This is a genomic window from Rhodococcus sp. 852002-51564_SCH6189132-a (genome assembly GCF_001665495.1).
Classification (GTDB): domain Bacteria; phylum Actinomycetota; class Actinomycetes; order Mycobacteriales; family Mycobacteriaceae; genus Rhodococcus; species Rhodococcus pyridinivorans.
On record NZ_LZMJ01000024.1, the window covers coordinates 82313 to 99807 of the forward strand.

General features: G+C 72.4%; 17 protein-coding genes. 7 read left to right on the plus strand and 10 right to left on the minus strand.

Features of this window, described 5'->3' with window-relative positions; translation table 11 throughout:
* Window positions 1–344 precede the first annotated feature (344 nt).
* The 3 genes from A5767_RS05075 to A5767_RS05085 all read right to left on the minus strand — a co-directional run bounded on the left by A5767_RS05075 (window position 345) and on the right by A5767_RS05085 (window position 2880).
* Complete coding sequence (locus tag A5767_RS05075; RefSeq protein ID WP_064851828.1) at window positions 345–542, minus strand: hypothetical protein; 198 nt, start codon at window positions 540–542, stop codon at window positions 345–347.
* 13 nt (window positions 543–555) lie between these two features.
* Window positions 556–2019, minus strand: a complete 1464-nt coding sequence (locus A5767_RS05080; protein WP_064851829.1) for a dihydrolipoyl dehydrogenase family protein — start codon at window positions 2017–2019, stop codon at window positions 556–558.
* A gap of 96 nt (window positions 2020–2115) precedes the next feature.
* Window positions 2116–2880 carry a precorrin-3B synthase gene (locus A5767_RS05085; protein WP_039586446.1) on the minus strand — a complete coding sequence of 255 codons (765 nt, stop codon included), beginning with the start codon at window positions 2878–2880 and terminating at the stop codon, window positions 2116–2118.
* A gap of 74 nt (window positions 2881–2954) precedes the next feature.
* Between A5767_RS05085 and A5767_RS05090 the strand changes: the two genes are divergently transcribed.
* The 3 genes from A5767_RS05090 (at window position 2955) to A5767_RS05100 (ending at window position 4516) form a co-directional block, all read left to right on the plus strand.
* On the plus strand, window positions 2955–3371 hold the full coding sequence (locus A5767_RS05090; protein WP_006550019.1) for a PPOX class F420-dependent oxidoreductase: 417 nt from the start codon (window positions 2955–2957) through the stop codon (window positions 3369–3371).
* A gap of 5 nt (window positions 3372–3376) precedes the next feature.
* Complete coding sequence (locus A5767_RS23905; protein WP_006550018.1) at window positions 3377–3877, plus strand: acyltransferase; 501 nt, start codon at window positions 3377–3379, stop codon at window positions 3875–3877.
* Between the two features lie 105 nt (window positions 3878–3982).
* On the plus strand, window positions 3983–4516 hold the full coding sequence (locus tag A5767_RS05100) for a glutathione peroxidase (protein WP_006550017.1): 534 nt from the start codon (window positions 3983–3985) through the stop codon (window positions 4514–4516).
* A gap of 45 nt (window positions 4517–4561) precedes the next feature.
* Here the strand turns inward: A5767_RS05100 and A5767_RS05105 are convergent, their stop codons facing one another.
* The 3 genes from A5767_RS05105 to A5767_RS05115 all read right to left on the minus strand — a co-directional run bounded on the left by A5767_RS05105 (window position 4562) and on the right by A5767_RS05115 (window position 8268).
* Window positions 4562–5932: a metallopeptidase TldD-related protein gene (locus tag A5767_RS05105; RefSeq protein ID WP_006550016.1), complete on the minus strand. Its 1371-nt coding sequence runs from the start codon at window positions 5930–5932 to the stop codon at window positions 4562–4564.
* Window positions 5929–7440 carry a TldD/PmbA family protein gene (locus tag A5767_RS05110; protein WP_064851830.1) on the minus strand — a complete coding sequence of 504 codons (1512 nt, stop codon included), beginning with the start codon at window positions 7438–7440 and terminating at the stop codon, window positions 5929–5931. The genes A5767_RS05105 and A5767_RS05110 overlap by 4 nt, the downstream gene beginning before the upstream one ends.
* Window positions 7441–7503: 63 nt before the next feature.
* Window positions 7504–8268 carry a TSUP family transporter gene (locus A5767_RS05115; protein WP_039586459.1) on the minus strand — a complete coding sequence of 255 codons (765 nt, stop codon included), beginning with the start codon at window positions 8266–8268 and terminating at the stop codon, window positions 7504–7506.
* Window positions 8269–8373: 105 nt separating this feature from the next.
* Between A5767_RS05115 and A5767_RS05120 the strand changes: the two genes are divergently transcribed.
* Genes A5767_RS05120 through A5767_RS05135 form a run of 4 tightly spaced genes read left to right on the plus strand, consistent with a single transcriptional unit; the run spans window position 8374 to window position 12946 of the window.
* Window positions 8374–8916, plus strand: coding sequence for an FxsA family protein (locus tag A5767_RS05120; RefSeq protein WP_019289567.1), 543 nt, complete (start codon window positions 8374–8376; stop codon window positions 8914–8916).
* An 18-nt stretch (window positions 8917–8934) separates the two neighbouring features.
* A complete protein-coding gene (locus A5767_RS05125; RefSeq protein ID WP_064851831.1) occupies window positions 8935–10545 on the plus strand; it encodes an amidohydrolase in 1611 nt (536 codons plus the stop codon).
* On the plus strand, window positions 10542–12170 hold the full coding sequence (lnt, locus tag A5767_RS05130; protein ID WP_064851840.1) for an apolipoprotein N-acyltransferase: 1629 nt from the start codon (window positions 10542–10544) through the stop codon (window positions 12168–12170). Before A5767_RS05125 ends, lnt begins: the two co-directional genes overlap by 4 nt.
* Window positions 12170–12946, plus strand: a complete 777-nt coding sequence (locus tag A5767_RS05135; protein WP_006554797.1) for a polyprenol monophosphomannose synthase — start codon at window positions 12170–12172, stop codon at window positions 12944–12946. The genes lnt and A5767_RS05135 overlap by 1 nt, the downstream gene beginning before the upstream one ends.
* 68 nt (window positions 12947–13014) lie before the next feature.
* Here A5767_RS05135 and A5767_RS05140 read toward each other — a convergent pair whose 3' ends face one another.
* The 4 genes from A5767_RS05140 to A5767_RS05155 are packed head-to-tail and all read right to left on the minus strand — an operon-like array spanning window position 13015 to window position 17478.
* Window positions 13015–14010 (minus strand): AurF N-oxygenase family protein, encoded by a 996-nt coding sequence (locus A5767_RS05140; RefSeq protein WP_006554798.1) that lies wholly within the window; start codon window positions 14008–14010, stop codon window positions 13015–13017.
* Window positions 14007–14921, minus strand: a complete 915-nt coding sequence (locus tag A5767_RS05145) for a prephenate dehydrogenase (protein WP_064851832.1) — start codon at window positions 14919–14921, stop codon at window positions 14007–14009. The genes A5767_RS05140 and A5767_RS05145 overlap by 4 nt, the downstream gene beginning before the upstream one ends.
* Complete coding sequence (pabB, locus tag A5767_RS05150) at window positions 14918–17089, minus strand: aminodeoxychorismate synthase component I (RefSeq protein WP_064851833.1); 2172 nt, start codon at window positions 17087–17089, stop codon at window positions 14918–14920. The genes A5767_RS05145 and pabB overlap by 4 nt, the downstream gene beginning before the upstream one ends.
* Before the next feature lie 8 nt (window positions 17090–17097).
* Window positions 17098–17478, minus strand: a complete 381-nt coding sequence (locus tag A5767_RS05155; protein WP_006554801.1) for a chorismate mutase — start codon at window positions 17476–17478, stop codon at window positions 17098–17100.
* Window positions 17479–17495 lie beyond the last annotated feature (17 nt).

Sequence of the window (17495 nt, forward strand, 5' to 3'; positions counted from 1 at the left end):
CACAATCGCCTCCTTCCCTCGCTCGCGTCCTGGTCCCAGCCTACGGTCCGACTGTCCTTCACCGGCGCGGGGAGCCGACAAGGACATCGACAGGGAATCGGAATGACGATCTTCGATCGTTCACGATGTCGTCCGCGCCGGTCGGCCGTCACATTGTCAAACCCACCGTCCTGGTGGTGTCGGTCGGAGCCAGGGAACTACGGGCGTGAAACTAACGGTGAGCAGGTAGGTGGCGGCACCGGCGCATCAGGTGACAGTCACCGCTGTTGATGAGGTCCGTGGCGTCCGCATCACCGGAGGCAACCCGCGCTCATCGTCGGCCCGGGCTCCAACAAATCGCCGGTCTACGTGCCGAAATGCACGTAGACCGCGGGGACCTGCGTGCCCTCGGCACCGTCGGGGGAGCGCAGGGTGCGGCGCAGCATGCCGTCGGTGTTCTTCGGGATGCGCCTGCTGCCGCGCGCGGTGTGGCGGCGTCTGCCGCGCTGACCGTCGGCGTGCAGTTCTCGTCGCCACGCGGCGTGTCGCCACGACAACTGCACGTTCGAGAGGCGGTCAGCTGCGGCGGGATTCGAGCAGCCGCAACCAGATCTCGCTGATGGTGGGGTAGGACGGCACCGCATGCCACAGGGCGTCCAGCGGCACCTTCCCGACCAGGGCGATGGTGGCGGCGTGGACGAGTTCGGCGACCTCCTGACCGACGAAGGTCGCGCCGACGAGGGTGTCGGTGGCGCGGTCGACGACGAGCGCGGCGTGGCCGGCGTAGTCGTCGCGGGCGAGCGAGGCCCCGGCGACGTCGATGTCGGCCTCGAGGACCTCGACGTCGAGTCCGTCGGCGCGGGCCTGCTCGGCGGTGCGGCCGACCGCGGCGATCTCCGGGACGGTGAAGATCACCTGCGGGACCTGGCCGTGGTCGGCGCTCGCCCGGAATCGTGACCCGTCGGTGGGGCGGTTCTCGGCGCGGGCGGCGATGACGTCCCCGCACACCCGCGCCTGGTATTTGCCCATGTGGGTCAGTGCGGCGCGACCGGCGATGTCCCCGACCGCATACAGCCACTGGCCGTCGACCCCGTCGACGGTGAGATCGTCGGCGACGGTCACCTTCCCGTCGGTCAGGCCGACAGTGTCGAGACCGAGCCCGTCCACGGCGGGGCAGCGGCCGGCGGCGACGACGATCTCGTCGACCTCGACAGTGCTGCCGTCGGACAACTCCACGGTGGCGGGACCGCCGTGGATGCGGCCGACGCCGGTGTCCTTGACGTCGGGGCGCTGCACCGAGCGGATCTCGGTGCCGTAGCGCACATTCAGGCCCTTGTGGGCCATGCGGGTGGCGACGCGTTCGGCGGCGAACGGCTCCACGCGCGGCAGCAACCGGTCGCCGCGCACCGCGAGGGTGAGTTCCTCGACGCCGAGTTGCCGCAGCCAGGTGGCGGTTTCGCAGGCGACGACACCGCCGCCGACCACCAGCACCCGGCGGGGGACCTCGAGCAGGTTCGTCGCATCGCGGGAGGTCCACGGCAGCGCGTCGCGCAGCCCGGGCAGGTCCGGGATCGAGGGCAGCGTGCCGGTGGCCAGGACGACGGCGTGCCGGGCCTGCAGGCGCCGCTCGCCGTCGGCACCGGAGACGGTGATGGTGCGTTCGCCGTCGAGGCGGCCGCGGCCGCGCACGACGCCGATACCCGCGCCCTCGGCCCAGTCCACCTGGGAACTGTCGTCGCGGTTGTGGGTGAAGCTGTCGCGGCGGGCGAGTACGGCCGGTACCTCGACGCCGTGGGCGCTGATCTTGTCGGCGACGCCGGGCATGTTGCGGGCGGTGGTGAGCACCTGGGTCGGGCGCAGCAGGGCTTTGCTGGGCATGCAGGCCCAGTAGGAACATTCGCCGCCGACGAGTTCGTGTTCGACGAGCACCGCGGTGCGGTCGCTGCCGGCGATGGCGTACTGGGCGGCGTTCTCCCCGGCCGGGCCCGCGCCGAGGACGATCACGTCATAACTGTCGGATTCCGCTGTCGGACCGCTCATCCGTCCACGATAGGCGCGGCCGAACCGTCGGCGGGCCGGATCGGGGGCGACGGTCCGGTTCGCGAAGTCCGCCCGTTCGTGCAGGTCAGCGGCGGCTCAGCGCAGATGCGGGGAGTCGGCGTCGAAGATCAACCCCATCGGGGCGAGCACCCGCACCACCTGTTCGGCGGTCCACTCGTCGAGATCGCACAGCAGCACCGACCGCCACGGGGTGACGATCACCGGACGTTCGACGGCGGCGAGGAACTCCGCCAGTCGTGCGGGAAGGATCCCGCCGGGCAGCCCGCCGGCGAGGGTGACGGCCCCGTCGGGCTGGTCGAGCCACCCGATCGGTGGCCGCGGCTGCTCCGGTACCGGTTCCGGATCCCCGGTGGGGTCGGTCGGTGGGGTGAGCAGCGCCTCGGCGGCGTCCTGCGGGTCTACGCGCACCCCGGTGTCGGCGCCGTCGCGGATCACCGCGAAGCGGCCGTCGGGGCGGGCGAGGACCGCGACGGTGGGGGCGAGGGCGACGATGTCGCCGGTGCCGTCGTCGAGCCCGAGGACGGTGCCGGCCGCCACGGGCCGGTCGTCCAGGCGCGCGATCACCGTGGCGGTGAGTTCGCGCAGGTCGTGGTGTCCGCCGATGCGGCCGCTGAGCGGGGAGACGAGAAGCCGTGCGCGGGTGGGCACGTCGACGGTGAGACCGGCGGCGGTGACGGCCGCGCTGATCGCGGCGTGGTCGCCGCGCACCCGCAGCTGGGCATGGGCGGTCAGGTGCAGTTCGCCGCCGCCGTGGGTGTGGGCGAGCTCGGCGAGCACCTGCACCTGCGCGGAGGTCAGGTGCCCGGCGGGCAGGTGCACGTCGACAGCGGTATCGGCCATGACCGCCAGCGTAGAACGCGGCGCCGGGGGGACGAGCGGTGCCGTGAGACCGGGCGGTTTGTAGGGTGGTGGCCATGCCCGAGTCGACGACCCCCACCTTCGCGGACCTCGCCGCCGCCAAGTTCGTGCTGCTGACCACATACCGCAAGGACGGCAGCGCGGTGGACACCCCGGTGTGGGCGGCGCCCGACGGGAACCGGCTGCTGGTGTGGACGGTCGCCGACGCCTACAAGGTGCGGCGACTGCGCCGCGATCCGCGGGTGTCCCTGGCGATCTGCGACGCGCGCGGCAACCCGAAGTCGGCGGCGGTGCCCGGCACCGGGGAGGTGCTCGACGCCGACGGCTCGGCGCACGCCCGGTCGGTGATCGCCCGCAAGTACGGGCTGCTCGGCCGGATCATCGTCGGCGCGAGCGTGGTGCGTCGTGGCCGCACCGGCACCGTCGGGTTGGCGTGTGCGCTCGATCCCGCCGACGACACGGCAGGCCGGTAGACGTCGTGGCGCGCTCTCACACCTACCGGTCCCAGGCGATCGCGGTGGCGCTTGCGAGCAACCCGCTGATCTCCGGTTCGAGTCGCTGGAAGTGGTTGCGCCGCGCCGGTGTCGACGCCGCACCGCCGAGCCTGATCCACACCGGCGTGGTGGTGCAGGGCCTCGGCCGGCTCACCCTCGGCGCGGGCTCGTTCGTCAACCACGGCTGCTATTTCGACACGGTCGCCGACATCACCCTCGGGCAGCGGGTGTTCCTCGGCGACCACGTGCGGGTGCTCACCAGCAGCCACCGCATGGGCACCGCCGAACAGCGCGCGTCGACGCTGACGGGGGAGCCGGTGACCATCGGCGACGGCGCGTGGATCGGCTCCGGTGCGGTGATCATGCCGGGCGTGAGCATCGGCGCCGGTGTGGTGATCGGCGCGAACTCGCTGGTGACGAAGGACTGTGCCCCACACACGCTGCATCTGGGCAGCCCCGCCCGGCACGTCCGCGACCTGGACTGACCCCGCACCAGCAGCCCCGCCCGGGTCGTCCGATCCCGTAGGGTCCGTGGTGATCTCGGCCTCACCTGCGGGGCCGAGCCGATCGAACCCAGTTCAGGAGAGCGCATGTCCGTGCACGAGTACACCGTGGCCACCGCCGACGGCGGCAGCGAGGATCTCGCCCGCTTCGCCGGCCGGCATCTGCTGATCGTCAACGTCGCCAGCAAGTGCGGCTTGACCCCGCAGTACGAGGCCCTCGAGGCGCTGCACCGCGAGCTGGGCGAGCGCGGCCTGCAGATCCTCGCGTTCCCGTGCAACCAGTTCGGTGGTCAGGAACCGGGTAGTGACAGCGAGATCCAGGAGTTCTGCCGCGTGAACTTCGACGTCACCTTCCCGGTGTTCGCGAAGGTCGATGTCAACGGCGACGATGCGCACCCGCTCTACCGGCACCTGCGCGCCGAGGCTCCCGGTGATTTCGGGCCGCAGCACGGTTTCCTGTTCGAGCACGTGAGCAAGACCCGCCCCGAGGCGATCGGCACCGACGAGGTGAAGTGGAACTTCACCAAGTTCCTCGTCGACCCGCAGGGCGCGGTGGTGCGCCGCTTCGAGCCGACGGTCACCCCCGAGGAGATCGGCAAGGAACTCACCGACCTGCTCTGAGCCCCTACCGGTCCGATCGATGGACGTCACCGACCGGACCGGAGGTCAGTGGGCGGCGCTGACCGAGGACATGTGGAAGTCGGGGATGCGCACCGGCGGCATCGCGGTGCGGGTGAACCAGTCCTTCCACTCCCGCGGCAGGGTGCGTTCGGTGGCGCCGATCTCGGTGGCGCGGCCGAGCAGATCGACCGGGGATTCGTTGAACCGGAAGTTGTTCACCGCCGCCCGCACCTGCCCGTCCTCGACGAGATACACCCCGTCGCGGGTCAGGCCGGTCAGCAACAGCACCGCCGGATCGACCTCCCGCAGGTACCACACGGTGGTCAGCAGCAGACCGCGTTCGGTGCGGGCGATCATGTCGTCCACATCGGCAGTGCTGCCACCGGTGAGCAGCAGATTCTCACCCGGCGCCGTGGGGGTGGCCCCGAATTCGGCGGCTGCGGCCCGCGGATACGCCAGCGCGTGCAGGGCGCCGTCGCGGAGCCAGTCGACCCGCGAGGCGCTCATCCCGGTGTCGAACACCGAGACGCTGTCGGTGGAGGCGGTGGCGACCACGAACGGCGCATAACCGAGCCCCGGGGCGGCCGGATCGGACGTCAACGTCACCGGCAGCGCGGCGATCTGCTCGCCGAGGCGGGTTCCGCCGGGCCCCGCCCACACCGACCGGCCCTCCTCGGCGCCGCGCCCGTCGAGGGACCACAGCAGCGGGATCATCAGGTCCGCGACCACCGAGGGTGGCAGCAGCGTCTCGTACCGTCCGGCGGGCAGGTCGACGCGGGTACCGGCCCAGTCCAGCCGCCGCGCCAGTTCGGCACGCAGCGGATCCATCGCGATGTCGGTGAAGTCGACGGTGCCGGCGCCGACCCAGGCGCTCGCCCCGGTCAGGCCGCCGCGTTTGCCGTTGATCTCGAGCGACCCGTCGCGTTGCACCCAGCGGCGCCGCACCCCGGTGGAGGTGCCCAGCCACATCGTCGTGGATTGGTGGTGGGCGAATCCGTAGAGGGCGTCGGTGTCGTCGAAGCCGGCGGCGAGCCCGTCGAGGAGCGGGGCGAAGACCTCGACGTCGGTGCCGACGGCCTCGTCGCCCCACTGCGGGTCGGTGTCGTCGCCGTCGATCAACGGCATCGCATCCGGGGCCGCCGGGGCCTGCTGCGCGGCCGCCCACGCCGCGGCAACCACCGCGCCGATGTCGTCGGCGTCGACGATCGGGGCGCTGACCACCCCGCAGTGCGCCCCGTCGGGGGTGCGGCGGATCGCGAGGATCGTGGCGCCGCGGGCACGGGCGGAGCCGTTGGTGGTCATCGAACTGCCGGCCCACCGCAGCGACGCCTCGGCACTGTCGGTGACCATCACGATGGTCTCGTCGGCAGGCGAGGTCGCCAGGGCGGTTTCGACGAGTCGGTCTCCGGGGATCATCGGCCACCTTCCTGCACCGTGTTGAGCACGTTCACGCCGCGCACCAGCACCGACGGGCAGCCGTGCGAGACGGACGCGACCTGCCCGGGTTGCGCCTTGCCGCAGTTCATCGCGCCGCCGAGCTGCCAGGTCGACGCGCCGCCGACCGCCTCGAGGGCACCCCAGAACTCGGTGGTCGACGCCTGATAGGCCACATCGCGGACCTGCCCGGCGAGCCGGCCGCCGCGGATCCGGTAGAACCGCTGACCGGTGAACTGGAAATTGTGCCGCTGCATGTCGATCGACCAGCTGCGATCGCCGACGATGTACAGCCCGTCGTCGACCCCGGCGATCAGATCGGCGGTGCTGCGATCGACGCTCGGATCGGGTCGCAGCGACACGTTCGCCATCCGCTGGATCGGCACGTGATGCGCCGAATCGGCGTAGGCGCAGCCGTTCGAGCGGGCCACCCCGAGCTTCGGGGCGAACGCCCGGTCGAGTTGGTAGCCGACGAGCACCCCGTCCTTCACGAGATCCCAGGACTGGGCGGCGACCCCGTCGTCGTCGTAGCCGACGGTGGCCATGCCGTGCGGTTCGGTGCGGTCGGCGGTGACGTGCATGACGTCGCTGCCGTAGCGCAGGCTGCCGAGCAGGTCGGGGGTGGCGAAGGAGGTGCCGGCGTAGGCGGCCTCGTAGCCGATGGCGCGGTCGTATTCGGTGGCGTGCCCGACCGATTCGTGGATCGTCAGCCACAGATTCGTCGGGTCGATCACCAGATCGGTGCGGCCCGGGATCACCGACGGGGCCTGCGCCTTCTCCGCGAGCTGCTCGGGCAGTTCGGCGAGCTCACGGCTCCAGTCCCACCACCGGTCCGAGGCCACATACTCCCAGCCGCGGCCGGCCGGCGGGGCCAGGGTGCGCATCGACTCGAAGGTGCCGGCCTCACGGTCGACGCGGGTCGCGTCGAGGTCGGAGTGGATCCGCACCCGCTGCTGGGTGATCGTCGACCCGGCGAGATCGGCGTAGAAGGTCTGTTCCTTGACCAGCGTCAGATTCGCGGCGACGTGGTCGACGCCGTCGGCGTCCTGCAGTCGCCGCGAACGGTCCTCGAGCACCGCGATGCGCTCGGCGGCGGGGACGGTGAACGGGTCGATCTCGTACGGCGAGACCCACACCGCGTCCCGGTGGACCGGTTCGTCGGCCCACTGCACCGGATCCCGGTTCAACGCGCGCAGGGTGCGGGCGACCGCGACGGCGCGGGCCGCGGCGTCGGCGGCGCCGTCCGGGCCGGGCACCGGATGCGACGCGAATCCCCAGGTGCCGTCGAGCAGCACCCGCACCGCCACCCCGCAGTCGCTGTCGTCCACCGCCGCCTGCAGGGCGCCGTCGCGCAGGGTGCTCGTCCCGGTCCGGATCCGATGCACCCGCACGTCGGCGTGACTCGCGCCCGCCGCCCGCGCGACCGTCAGGCCCGCGTCGGCGGCCGCGTGCAACGGCAGGGCCAGGAAATTGTCGTCCACCGCATTCACCCGCCCACGGTAACGCCGGGATGTGCGGCATCGGGGTTGCCGCACCGAGCCCCGCGGGGTGGTTCAGCCGAACTGTTCGATGCCGAGCCGGATCACCATGGCGATCACCACGACCAGCAACACCACCCGCACGAACCCGGCGCCGCGGGCGAGCGCCATCCGGGAGCCGAGCACCGAGCCGGCGACATTGCACACCGCCAGCGCCGCCCCGAGCGCCCACCACACGTGCCCGCCGACGGCGAACAGGACCAGCGCCCCGAGATTCGAGCCGAAGTTGAGCACCTTCGCCATCGCCGCCGAGGTGACGAACTCGCTGCCGAGCATCGCCGCGAACACGATGATGAAGAAGGTGCCGGTGCCGGGCCCGAGGATCCCGTCGTAGAAGCCGATCACCGCCGCGGCCGTGACCACGACGGTGGCCAGCCGCAGCGTGGACGGGCGGCGGGTGTTGCCGGTGCCGAGTTTCGGGCGGGCGGTGACGAACACCGCCACCGCGACGAGCACGACCATCACGATCGGGATGAACACCTCCCGGTCGATGAGCGAGACCGCCGCCGCCCCCGCCGCCGCGGCCAGCGCGGCGACCAGGGCGGCGGGGCCGAGCAGCGACCAGCGCAGCGGGATGCGCCGCGCGAAGGTCAGCACCGCCGCGCCGGTCCCGCAGATCGCGGTGAGCTTGTTCGTCGCCAGCGCCGCCTGTGGCGTCAATTGCGGGGCGACGAGGAACAGGGCGGGCAGCAGGATCAGCCCGCCGCCGCCGACCACCGCGTCCACCCAGCCGGCGGCTGTCGCGGCGGTCATCAGCAACGCCCAGTCACCTGCAGTCATGGCGGCCATTCGATCACGCGCCGCATCCGCGGGTCGGGTGCGGGAGCAAAACCGGTGGCCCGTTCGTTGACCGGACAGAAACCGCCGACGGAAGGAAGTCCCGCCGTGTACCCGTTGTTGTTCGTGCTCTACGTCGTGGCGGAGATCGCGGTGCTGGCCTGGCTCGGCTCCACCCTCGGAGCCCTGGCCACCGTGTTGATCTTCCTCGGTGTCAGCGCCGCCGGTTATCTCGTGCTCGCCGCCCTGGGTCGCCGCGCGCTGCGCAACCTCGGTGAGCTGCGCGGTGGCCGGGCGCCGCACGCGAATTCCCCGGAGCGGGTGCTCACCGACGGCGCGCTCATCGGCGCCGGCGCGGCCCTGGTGCTGATTCCCGGCATCGTCAGCACCGTGCTCGGGGTGCTGCTGTTGCTGCCGTCCCGCGCCGCGCTGCGTCCGGCGGTGCGCACGCTGGTCGCGCGGCGGGCCCGCGTCACCGGGTTCTCCGCGCAGCGGCTGGTGGTGGTCGACGGGCAGGTCGTCGATCACAGTGTCGTCGGTGGTGCCCCGCACCTGACCGGTGGTGCGGCCGTGACCGAGCAGGTCGACGACCGTGGCACCGTGCTCGAAGGGGAGATCGTGGAGACCCCGCGCCGCCACGAGGAGCGGTAACGGGCAGACTGGGCACTCGTGAGCCCTGCACCGCACACCCAGCTTCTCGTCGGCGGCCGCATCTACAGCGCCAGCGCCCCCGATGCCACCGCGATGGCCGTCACCGACGGCACGGTCGTGTGGGTCGGGCAGGACCGGCCCGGTCGCGCCCTGCACCCGGACGCCGAGATCGTCGATCTGCACGGCGCGTTCGTCGCCCCCGGTTTCGTCGACACCCACGTGCACACCACCAGCCACGGCCTGGCGTTGACCGGGCTGGATCTGACCGACGCCGTCGACCGCGACGACGCATTGCGCCGGGTCCGCGCGCACGCCGATGCGCACGACGACGCGGTGATCTGGGGGCACGGCTGGGACGAGACCCGCTGGCCCGACCCGACGCCACCGACCACCGCCGACCTCGATGCCGCCGCCCCGGCCCGGCTCGTCTATCTCGGCCGGATCGATGCGCATTCGGCGGCGGCGTCGAGCGCGTTGCGGGCCGTCGCCGAACCCCTCGACGAGCTGGCCGGCTTCGATCCGCAGCAGCCGCTGACCGCCGCGGCGCATCATGCGGTGCGCGGCGCCGCCCGCCGCGGGCTGACCGCCGCGCAGCGTGCCCGCGCCCGCCTGGCGGCCCTCGACGATTTCGCCGCGCACGGTTACGTCGCGGTGCACGAATGCGCCGGCCCCGACATCTCCGGGCTCGACGACTTCACCGAACTGCTCGGCACTGACCATCCGGTGCAGGTGCGCGGCTACTGGGGTCAGGCGGTGCGCACCGGCGAGGAAGCCGCGGAGCTGCTCGCCGAGACCGGCGCCGATGCCCTGGGCGGGGATCTGTTCGTCGACGGGTCGATCGGTTCGCACACCGCCGCGCTGGCCCGCCCGTACGACGATCTGCCGGACTGCTGCGGCACCCGCTATCTGACCGAGGACGAGCTGACCGCGCACGTGCGCGCGTGCACCTCGGCGGGCATTCAGGCCGGTTTCCACGTCATCGGTGACGCGGCGACCACCGCCGCGGTCGCGGCCTTCGAGGCGGTCGCCGCGGAGGTCGGGGGACCGGTGCTCGCCGCGCGCGGGCATCGGCTCGAGCACGTCGAGTCGTTGACGGTCGCGCAGGCGGAGGTGTTGTCGCGGTACGGGGTGATCGCGAGCATGCAGCCGAGCTTCGACGCCTTGTGGGGCGGGGCGGACGGGATGTACGCGCAGCGGCTCGGCGCCGACCGCGCCGCGGCGTTGAACGCGTTCGCGCCGCTGGCAGCGACCGGGCTGGCGTTGGCGTTCGGCTCGGATGCGCCGGTGACGGCGCCGCAGCCGTGGCCGATGCTGCGGGCGGCGGTGCACCACCGCACCGAGGGCAGCGGGATCTCGCCGCGGGCGGCGTTCGCCGCCGCGACCCGCGGGGCGTGGCGCGCTGGTGGGGTGCGTGACGGTCTGGCCGGCACCCTCGATCCGGGGGCGCCGGCGTCGTATGCGATCTGGGAGGTCGGGGAGCTGGTGGTCAGCGCCCCGAAGGATTCGGTGCAGCGATGGTCGACGGATCCGCGGTCGCGGGTGGCGCCGCTGCCGGATCTCACCCCGGGCACCGCCGATCCGGTGCTGGTGCGCAGTGTGCACCGCGGCCGGGTCGTGTACGCGCGGTGACCGGCCGGCCCTTGGCGAAGGTCACCGCGCGGGCGGTGCGTGTCGTCGCGCTGCGCGCGCTGCTGGCCGTCGTCGCGGGAGTGTTGCTGTTCGCGTCGTTCCCGCCGCGGCCGCTGTGGTTCCTCGCCCCCGTCGGGATCGCGCTCCTGGTCGGTGTATCGACTGCAGTACCGATGCGGCGACGCGCCGGGTTCGGCTACGGCTATCTCGCCGGCCTCGGTTTCCTGGTGCCGCTGCTGCCCTGGATCGGCGTCTATGTCGGTCCGTTGCCGTGGTTGGCGCTCGCCGCCGCCGAGGCGGTCTTCGTCGGCCTGTTCGGGGCGCTGGTGGTGCACCTGCGGTCGTTGCCGGTCGCGCCGTTGTGGATCGCGGCGGCGTGGAGCCTGACCGAATGGTTGCGCTCGAGCGTGCCGTTCGGTGGGTTCCCGTGGGGTCGGCTGGCGTTCGGCCAGCCCGACGGTGGGTTCGTCTCCCTCGCCGTCGTCGGCGGCGCCCCGCTGGTGTCGTTCGCCGTGGCCGCGACCGGCGCCGGGCTCGCCGCCCTCGCCCTGACCGCCTCCCGCCGTCCCCGCCCCGTGCGGGCCTGGACGGTGCCGGTCGCGGTGACGCTGCTCGGTCCGCTGCTCGCCGCGGCGGCGTGGCCGCTGGTGCGCACCGCCACCGACGAGTCGTCGACGGTGACGGTCGCGGCGATCCAGGGCAGTGTGCCGCGCCTGGGCCTGGACTTCAACGCCCAACGCAAGGCGGTGCTCGACAATCATGTCGCCCGCACCCTCGTCCTCGCCGAGGACGTCGCCGCCGGACGGGCCCCGGCCCCGGATGTGGTGATCTGGCCGGAGAACGCCTCCGATATCGACCCGCTGCGCAACGCCGATGCCGCACGCGACATCTCCGCCGCGTCCGCCGCGATCGACGCGCCGATCCTCGTCGGGGCGGTGCTCGTCAACGACGACCGCACCACCACCAATTCGGTGATCGTGTGGGACGCGCAGACCGGTCCGGGGGAGCGGCACGACAAGAAGATCATCCAGCCGTTCGGCGAATACCTGCCGTGGCGGTCGTTCTTCCGGTTGTTCTCCGAGTACGCCGACCGCGCCGGCCATTTCGTGCCCGGCGACGGCGACGGCATGGTCACCGCCGGCGGCATCGACATCGGGGTGGCGACCTGCTACGAGGTGGCCTTCGACCGGGCGTTCCGCGACTCGATCGACGCCGGCGCCCAGTTGCTGGCGGTGCCGACGAACAACGCCACCTTCGGCGACACCGAGATGACCTACCAGCAGCTGGCGATGTCGCGGGTGCGGGCCGTCGAGCACGGCCGGGCCGTGATCGTCGCGGCGACCAGCGGGGTCAGCGCGATCGTCGATCCGGCCGGTCGGGTGCAGCAGAGCACACCGTTGTTCGTGCCCGATGCCCTGGTGGCGCAGGTGCCCGTGCGCGCAGACGTTACGCTGGCTAGTCGGCTCGGAGTGGCGCCGGAGCTTGTGCTCTGCGCCGCGGCCGTGGCCGCCGCCGGTTTCGTCCTGGTGCGAGGACGGCGGGAGAAGGCCGGTGCGGCAGCTCGCACCAGCACCGGCGCAGCAGGAGCACCGGCCGGTGGCCGGTTCGACAAGGAGGACCTCTGATGGCAGCGGCGACGCCGGCCGGGAACGACAGCGCACCCAGCGCCCGCACCCTGGTGATCATTCCGACCTACAACGAGCGGGAGAACCTCGGTCGGATCATCACGCGGCTGCACGCTGCGCTGCCGCACACCCATGTCCTCGTCGTCGACGACGGCAGTCCCGACGGCACCGGTGACCTCGCCGACGACCTCGCCGCCGCCGACGAGCGCATCGCGGTGCTGCACCGCACCGAGAAGAACGGTCTCGGTGCCGCCTACATCGCCGGTTTCCGGTGGGGGCTCGAGCACGGCTACACGGTGCTCGTGGAGATGGACGCCGACGGCAGCCACGCCCCCGAGCAGTTGCACCTGCTGCTGGAGAAGGTCGACGCCGGCGCTGATCTGGTGCTCGGCTCCCGTTACGTGCCCGGCGGCACGGTGGTGAACTGGCCGTGGCACCGCGAGGTGCTCTCCCGCGGCGGCAACATCTACTCGCGTCTCGCGCTGGGGGTGTCGATCCAGGACATCACCGGCGGCTACCGCGCCTACCGCCGTGAGGTGCTCGAGAAGCTCGACCTCGACGCGATCGCCTCGCACGGCTACTGCTTCCAGGTCGATCTGGCGTGGCGCACCCTGCAGGCCGGATTCACCGTCGCCGAGGTGCCCATCACGTTCACCGAACGGGAAATCGGCGAGTCGAAGATGAACGGCAACATCGTGCAGGAGGCCCTCGTGCGGGTCACCGTGTGGGGGCTGCGCAGCCGTCTCGCGCGGTTGCGGGCACTGCTGGGCCGCTGACTCGGCCCGCGCGGCCGGGATACCAGGCGCTGTGCGGCCGAGGCGCTAGGCGCTGTGCGGCCACGGCGCTAGGCGCTGCGCGGCCACGGCCAGCGGGCGTCGAGTTCCTCCCCGAGCCCCAGTCCCGCGCACAGCCGGCGGATGGCGCTGCAGTCCTGCACCACCGGCCGGCCCTCGGTCACGGCGATGGTGTCGGCGACCAACTCGTCGCCGCCGGGGATGTTCTCGCGCGCGATGATCGCCGCCCAGGTGGAGGTGTCGGCGCCGGTGAACGCCGCGACCGCGGTACCAAGCGCGTCGAGCAGCCGCACCCGATCGGTGTCGTCGAGTTCGGTGAGCACCGCAGTGAGCAGCCCACCCGCGAGGGAGGCGTGGCACAGCTCGTCGCGGCGGTGCACCGCCACCGTCGCGCGGTTGACCGGTTGCAGCTCCGGGTCGGTGGTGAGCAACGCCAGATAGGCGCTGATCGAAGTCTCTGCGACGGTGGTGAACGCCAGCTGCACCAGCGCCGCGTCCCGCGGGGTCTCGGCGTGCGCGACCGCGGCGCGATGCTCGCGCACGGTCGGGCACGGCGGCAGCACCGACTCCTTCAGCGCCCAGCCGCGGCGGCGGCGGGTGAGCACGTTGGCCTGCTGGTGCATGAGGGTGTGGTACTGCTCGTCGACCATCGCCTGGAGCACCCCGGTGACCACCGTGTCGGACGGGCCGATACCGAAGGCGTCCTCGGTGATCAACGCGAAGCCGGGGTTGACGACGTGCTGTTCGATGTCGACGACGCTCTTGTTGTAGGCAATCCACGCCCAGGCCCGCAGCCGCGCCTGTTGTTGTTCGTCGAGCGCGAGATAACGCGGATGCTCGGCGAAGGGCAGCATCTGCTCGGGATAGTCGGCGCGGTCCGCCTCGAACAGCGCATCGAGGTCGACCTCGGGTTTCTTGACGGCGGCGCGGCGCGGCCACGAGCGGGTCAGCCCGGCGATCACCGCGCTCTCCGCCGGATCGGACGGGTCGTACTGCGGGAGTTCCGGCGCGCGCAGCTGCGGGCCGGGGATGTCGGATTCGTTCATGTCCGGCTCCTTTCCTCGCTCGGACCGCCGACCGCGCCCGGATCGCGGGGCAGTGCCGCGAACAGCTGCCCGCACAGCTGCGCGGCGGCCGGTTGCCCGTCGCCGAGCGCGGCGCGGGCCCGGTCGAGCAGCACCGCGAAGTCGGGCAGGGCGTCGGTGGCGGCGTCGAGATCGGCGACCGCGCCGGCGAGGGCGCGGCGGGCGGTGGCGGCGTACGGGTTGGTGAGCTGGATGTCGTGGTAGACCTCGGCGGTGCCACCGGAAACGCGGGCGAGCAGCGCGCGCAGCACGGTGTGCGGGGGCGCGGCGACCCGCGCGGCGGCATCCGGCACGTCGAGCCGGTCGAGGGCGATACCGAACGCGAGGATCGCGGCGTGGGTGAGCACCTGCACGGCGGCGGTGATCCGGTCGTGTTCGTCGGCGGTGGTCTCGACCACGGTGGCACCCCAGTCGCGCAGCGCCGCGACGAACTCGGTCACGACCGGTGCGTCGTGGTGACGCACCGCCACCACGGGCCGGCCGGGCAATCCGAGATCGGGGGCGAACATCGGGTTGATGCCGAGCGTGGGGGCGCCGGGCCGGTAGGTGTGCAGCGCCGCGGCGATCGGGGTCTTCACCGACAGGGTCTCCACCAGCAGGGTGTGCGGGGGCAGCAGCCGCGCGAGCACCGGCAGGGCGGCACCGGCGACGACGTCGGGGACGGCGAGGACCACGATGTCGGCGCCGTCGAGTGCCGCGGCGAGGCGGGTGTCGGGGGCGGTCAGATCGGCGCGCAGCATCCCGGGTGCAGCCGGGGCGGCGGCCGGGTCGACGACGAGCACCTGACGGCCGGCCTCGCGCAACGCCGCGGTGAGCAAGGCGCCGACGGCGCCGCATCCGCCGGCGACGATCACCCGGCCGGGCGTGGTCACGGCCCGGCCCGCCCCGGCAGCACCGGTGGCCCGTCGACGAGATCGTCCGGGTCCGCGGAGCCGACCGCCCCGGCTCCGTTGGTCGGGGTGGTGTCGCGGGCCGCGGCGAGGCAGCGGCGCATCACCACGGATTTGACGAGGGTCTCGTCGAGTTCGTCGTCCGGATCGGACAGCGCCACGATCGCCCCCCCGATCCCGAAGGTGACCTCGTGGGCGGTGGCGACGAGGGTGCGGATGACCACCGACAGGTCGGCGGCGCCGGTCGGCGACAGATATCCGATGGCCCCGGAGTACACCCCGCGGGGGCCGTCCTCGAGCTTGTCGATGATCTCCATGGTGCGCAGCTTCGGGGCACCGGTCATCGATCCGCCGGGGAAGGCGGCGCGCACACAGTCCACCGCCGAGACGTCCGGACGCAGCGTGCCGCGCACCGTGGACACCAGCTGATGCACCGCCGCATAGGTTTCCACCGCGAACAGTGCCGGCACGTGCACCGAGCCGGGCACGCACACCCGCGACAGGTCGTTGCGCACCAGATCGACGATCATCAGGTTCTCGGAGCGGTCCTTTTTGCTGGCCCACAGTTCGTCCCGCAACGCGGCGTCCTCGCCGGGGGTCCGGCCACGTGGGCGGGTGCCCTTGATCGGTTTCGATTCGACGGTGCCGTCGGCGTCGATCCGCAGGAACCGTTCCGGGGAGGCGCTGAGCACCGCGACCTCGGGGAAGTCGAGCAGCGCACTGTAGGGGGTGGGGCTGATGCGGCGCAACGCCCGATAGGTGCTCAGCGGGTCGATGCCGCCGTCGACGGTGACGGTGTTCGTCAGACACACCTCGTAGGTCTCGCCGCTGCGGATCTCGTTCTGGCACTGGGCGATCAGATCGAGATAGCGCTGCGGGGAGTGCCGCAGCCGCAGTTGCGGGCCACCGTCCGCGCCGATCAGCGGCACCGGGATCTGCTCGTCGGTCACCGGTTCGGGCAGCGCCGACAGGATCGCGGCGGTCGCGTCGAACCAGGCGAGGGTCTCGGGATCGTCGGTGTCCTCGGTCAGGGCGAGCAGATAGCAGCAGCGGTCGTCGTGGTCGACGATCACCGCCCGGTCGGCGAAGACCAGCGCGGCGTCGGCGTAGGGGGAGGTGTGCACGAGTTGCGCGCCGGCGTCGGCCTTGAGTTCGTAGCCGAGATACCCGACGTAGCCGAGCGCGAACCCGAACGGCAGGTCGTCGCGGGCGGCGGCGCGGCGCTCCGCGAGGCGGGCGGTGAGATGGTCGAAGACGGGGCGGCGGTGTTCCTCGACGGTGCCGTCGGCGCGGTGTTCGCGCACGATGCCCTCCCCGACCCGGTAGGTCAGGTAGTCGGCGCGGGGTCCGGCGCCGTTGCCGAGGACGGTGAACCGCGACTGCGGTTCCAGCGCGGCGCTGCCGTCGAGCCAGAAGCCGTGCGGGCCGGCGGCGAAGAGCGCCTCGTACACCGCGGACGGGTCGGGGTGCAGCGGCAGCCGGCGGCTGGCCAGCAGATAGCGCGGGGCCGGTTCGGGTACCGGTTCCGGATCGGCGGGGGCGGTGACGGTGATCGGGCTGCGCGGCGGGGTGGCGTCGCGGAAGTTGGCGAGCAGTTGCGCGCCGTGGGCGGTGCCGATCGATTCGGGATGGAACTGCACCCCCCACAGCGGCCGGTGCCGGTGCGCGACGGCCATGAGCAACCCGTCCGGGGTGTGGGCGGTGGCGACGAGCTCGTCGGGGACGGGGTCGGCGATCAGCGAGTGGTAGCGCACCGCCTCGAAGGGCGACGGCAGCCCGGCGAACAGGCCGGTGCCGTCGTGCAGGATCGGGCTGGTGCGGCCGTGCACCGGTTCGGGGGCGGTGATCACGGCGCTGCCGAACAGCTGGCACAGCCCTTGATGGCCCAGGCACACCCCGAGCAGCGGCACTTCGGCGTCGGTGAGGGCGCGGGCGCTGATCCCGAAGTCCCTGGCCCGGTCGGGTCGGCCCGGGCCGGGGGAGATGACGATGTTGTCGAACGGTTCGGCGACGAGCTCGTCCCAGCTGCGATCGTTGGTGAGCACCCGCGGCGGGATGCCGTTGACGCGGGTGATCAGGTCGTAGAGGTTGTAGGTGAACGAGTCGTAGTTGTCGATCAACACCGTGCGGATCGGTCGGGGCGCGGACACGACGGGCCTCAGTTCGTGCCGTCGCCGCGGCGACCGGAGCCGACCCGGTCCGCGGGGGCGCCGCCGGAGACGATGCGGTCCTCGACCCGGCATGCCTCGTCGATGAGCAGGGTGTACAGCGAGCGCACGAAGTCGCCGGACAGGCCGTGCCTGTGCGCGTAGTCCTGGGCGCGGCGGTGCACGACCTCCATGCGGCCGGGTTGCAGCACGTCGAGGCCGTGGCGTTGCTTGAGTTCGGCGACGCGTCCGCACACCTCGAGGCGGGCGCGGATCCCGTCGAGCAGGGTCCGGTCGATGTCGTCGAGTTCGGCACGCAGGTCGGCCAAATCGGCGGCGGCCTGTGTCGGCGGCGCGTCCGCCGCAGTGTGGTGACGGTCGGTCACGGACATTCACCCCCTTGCAAGCG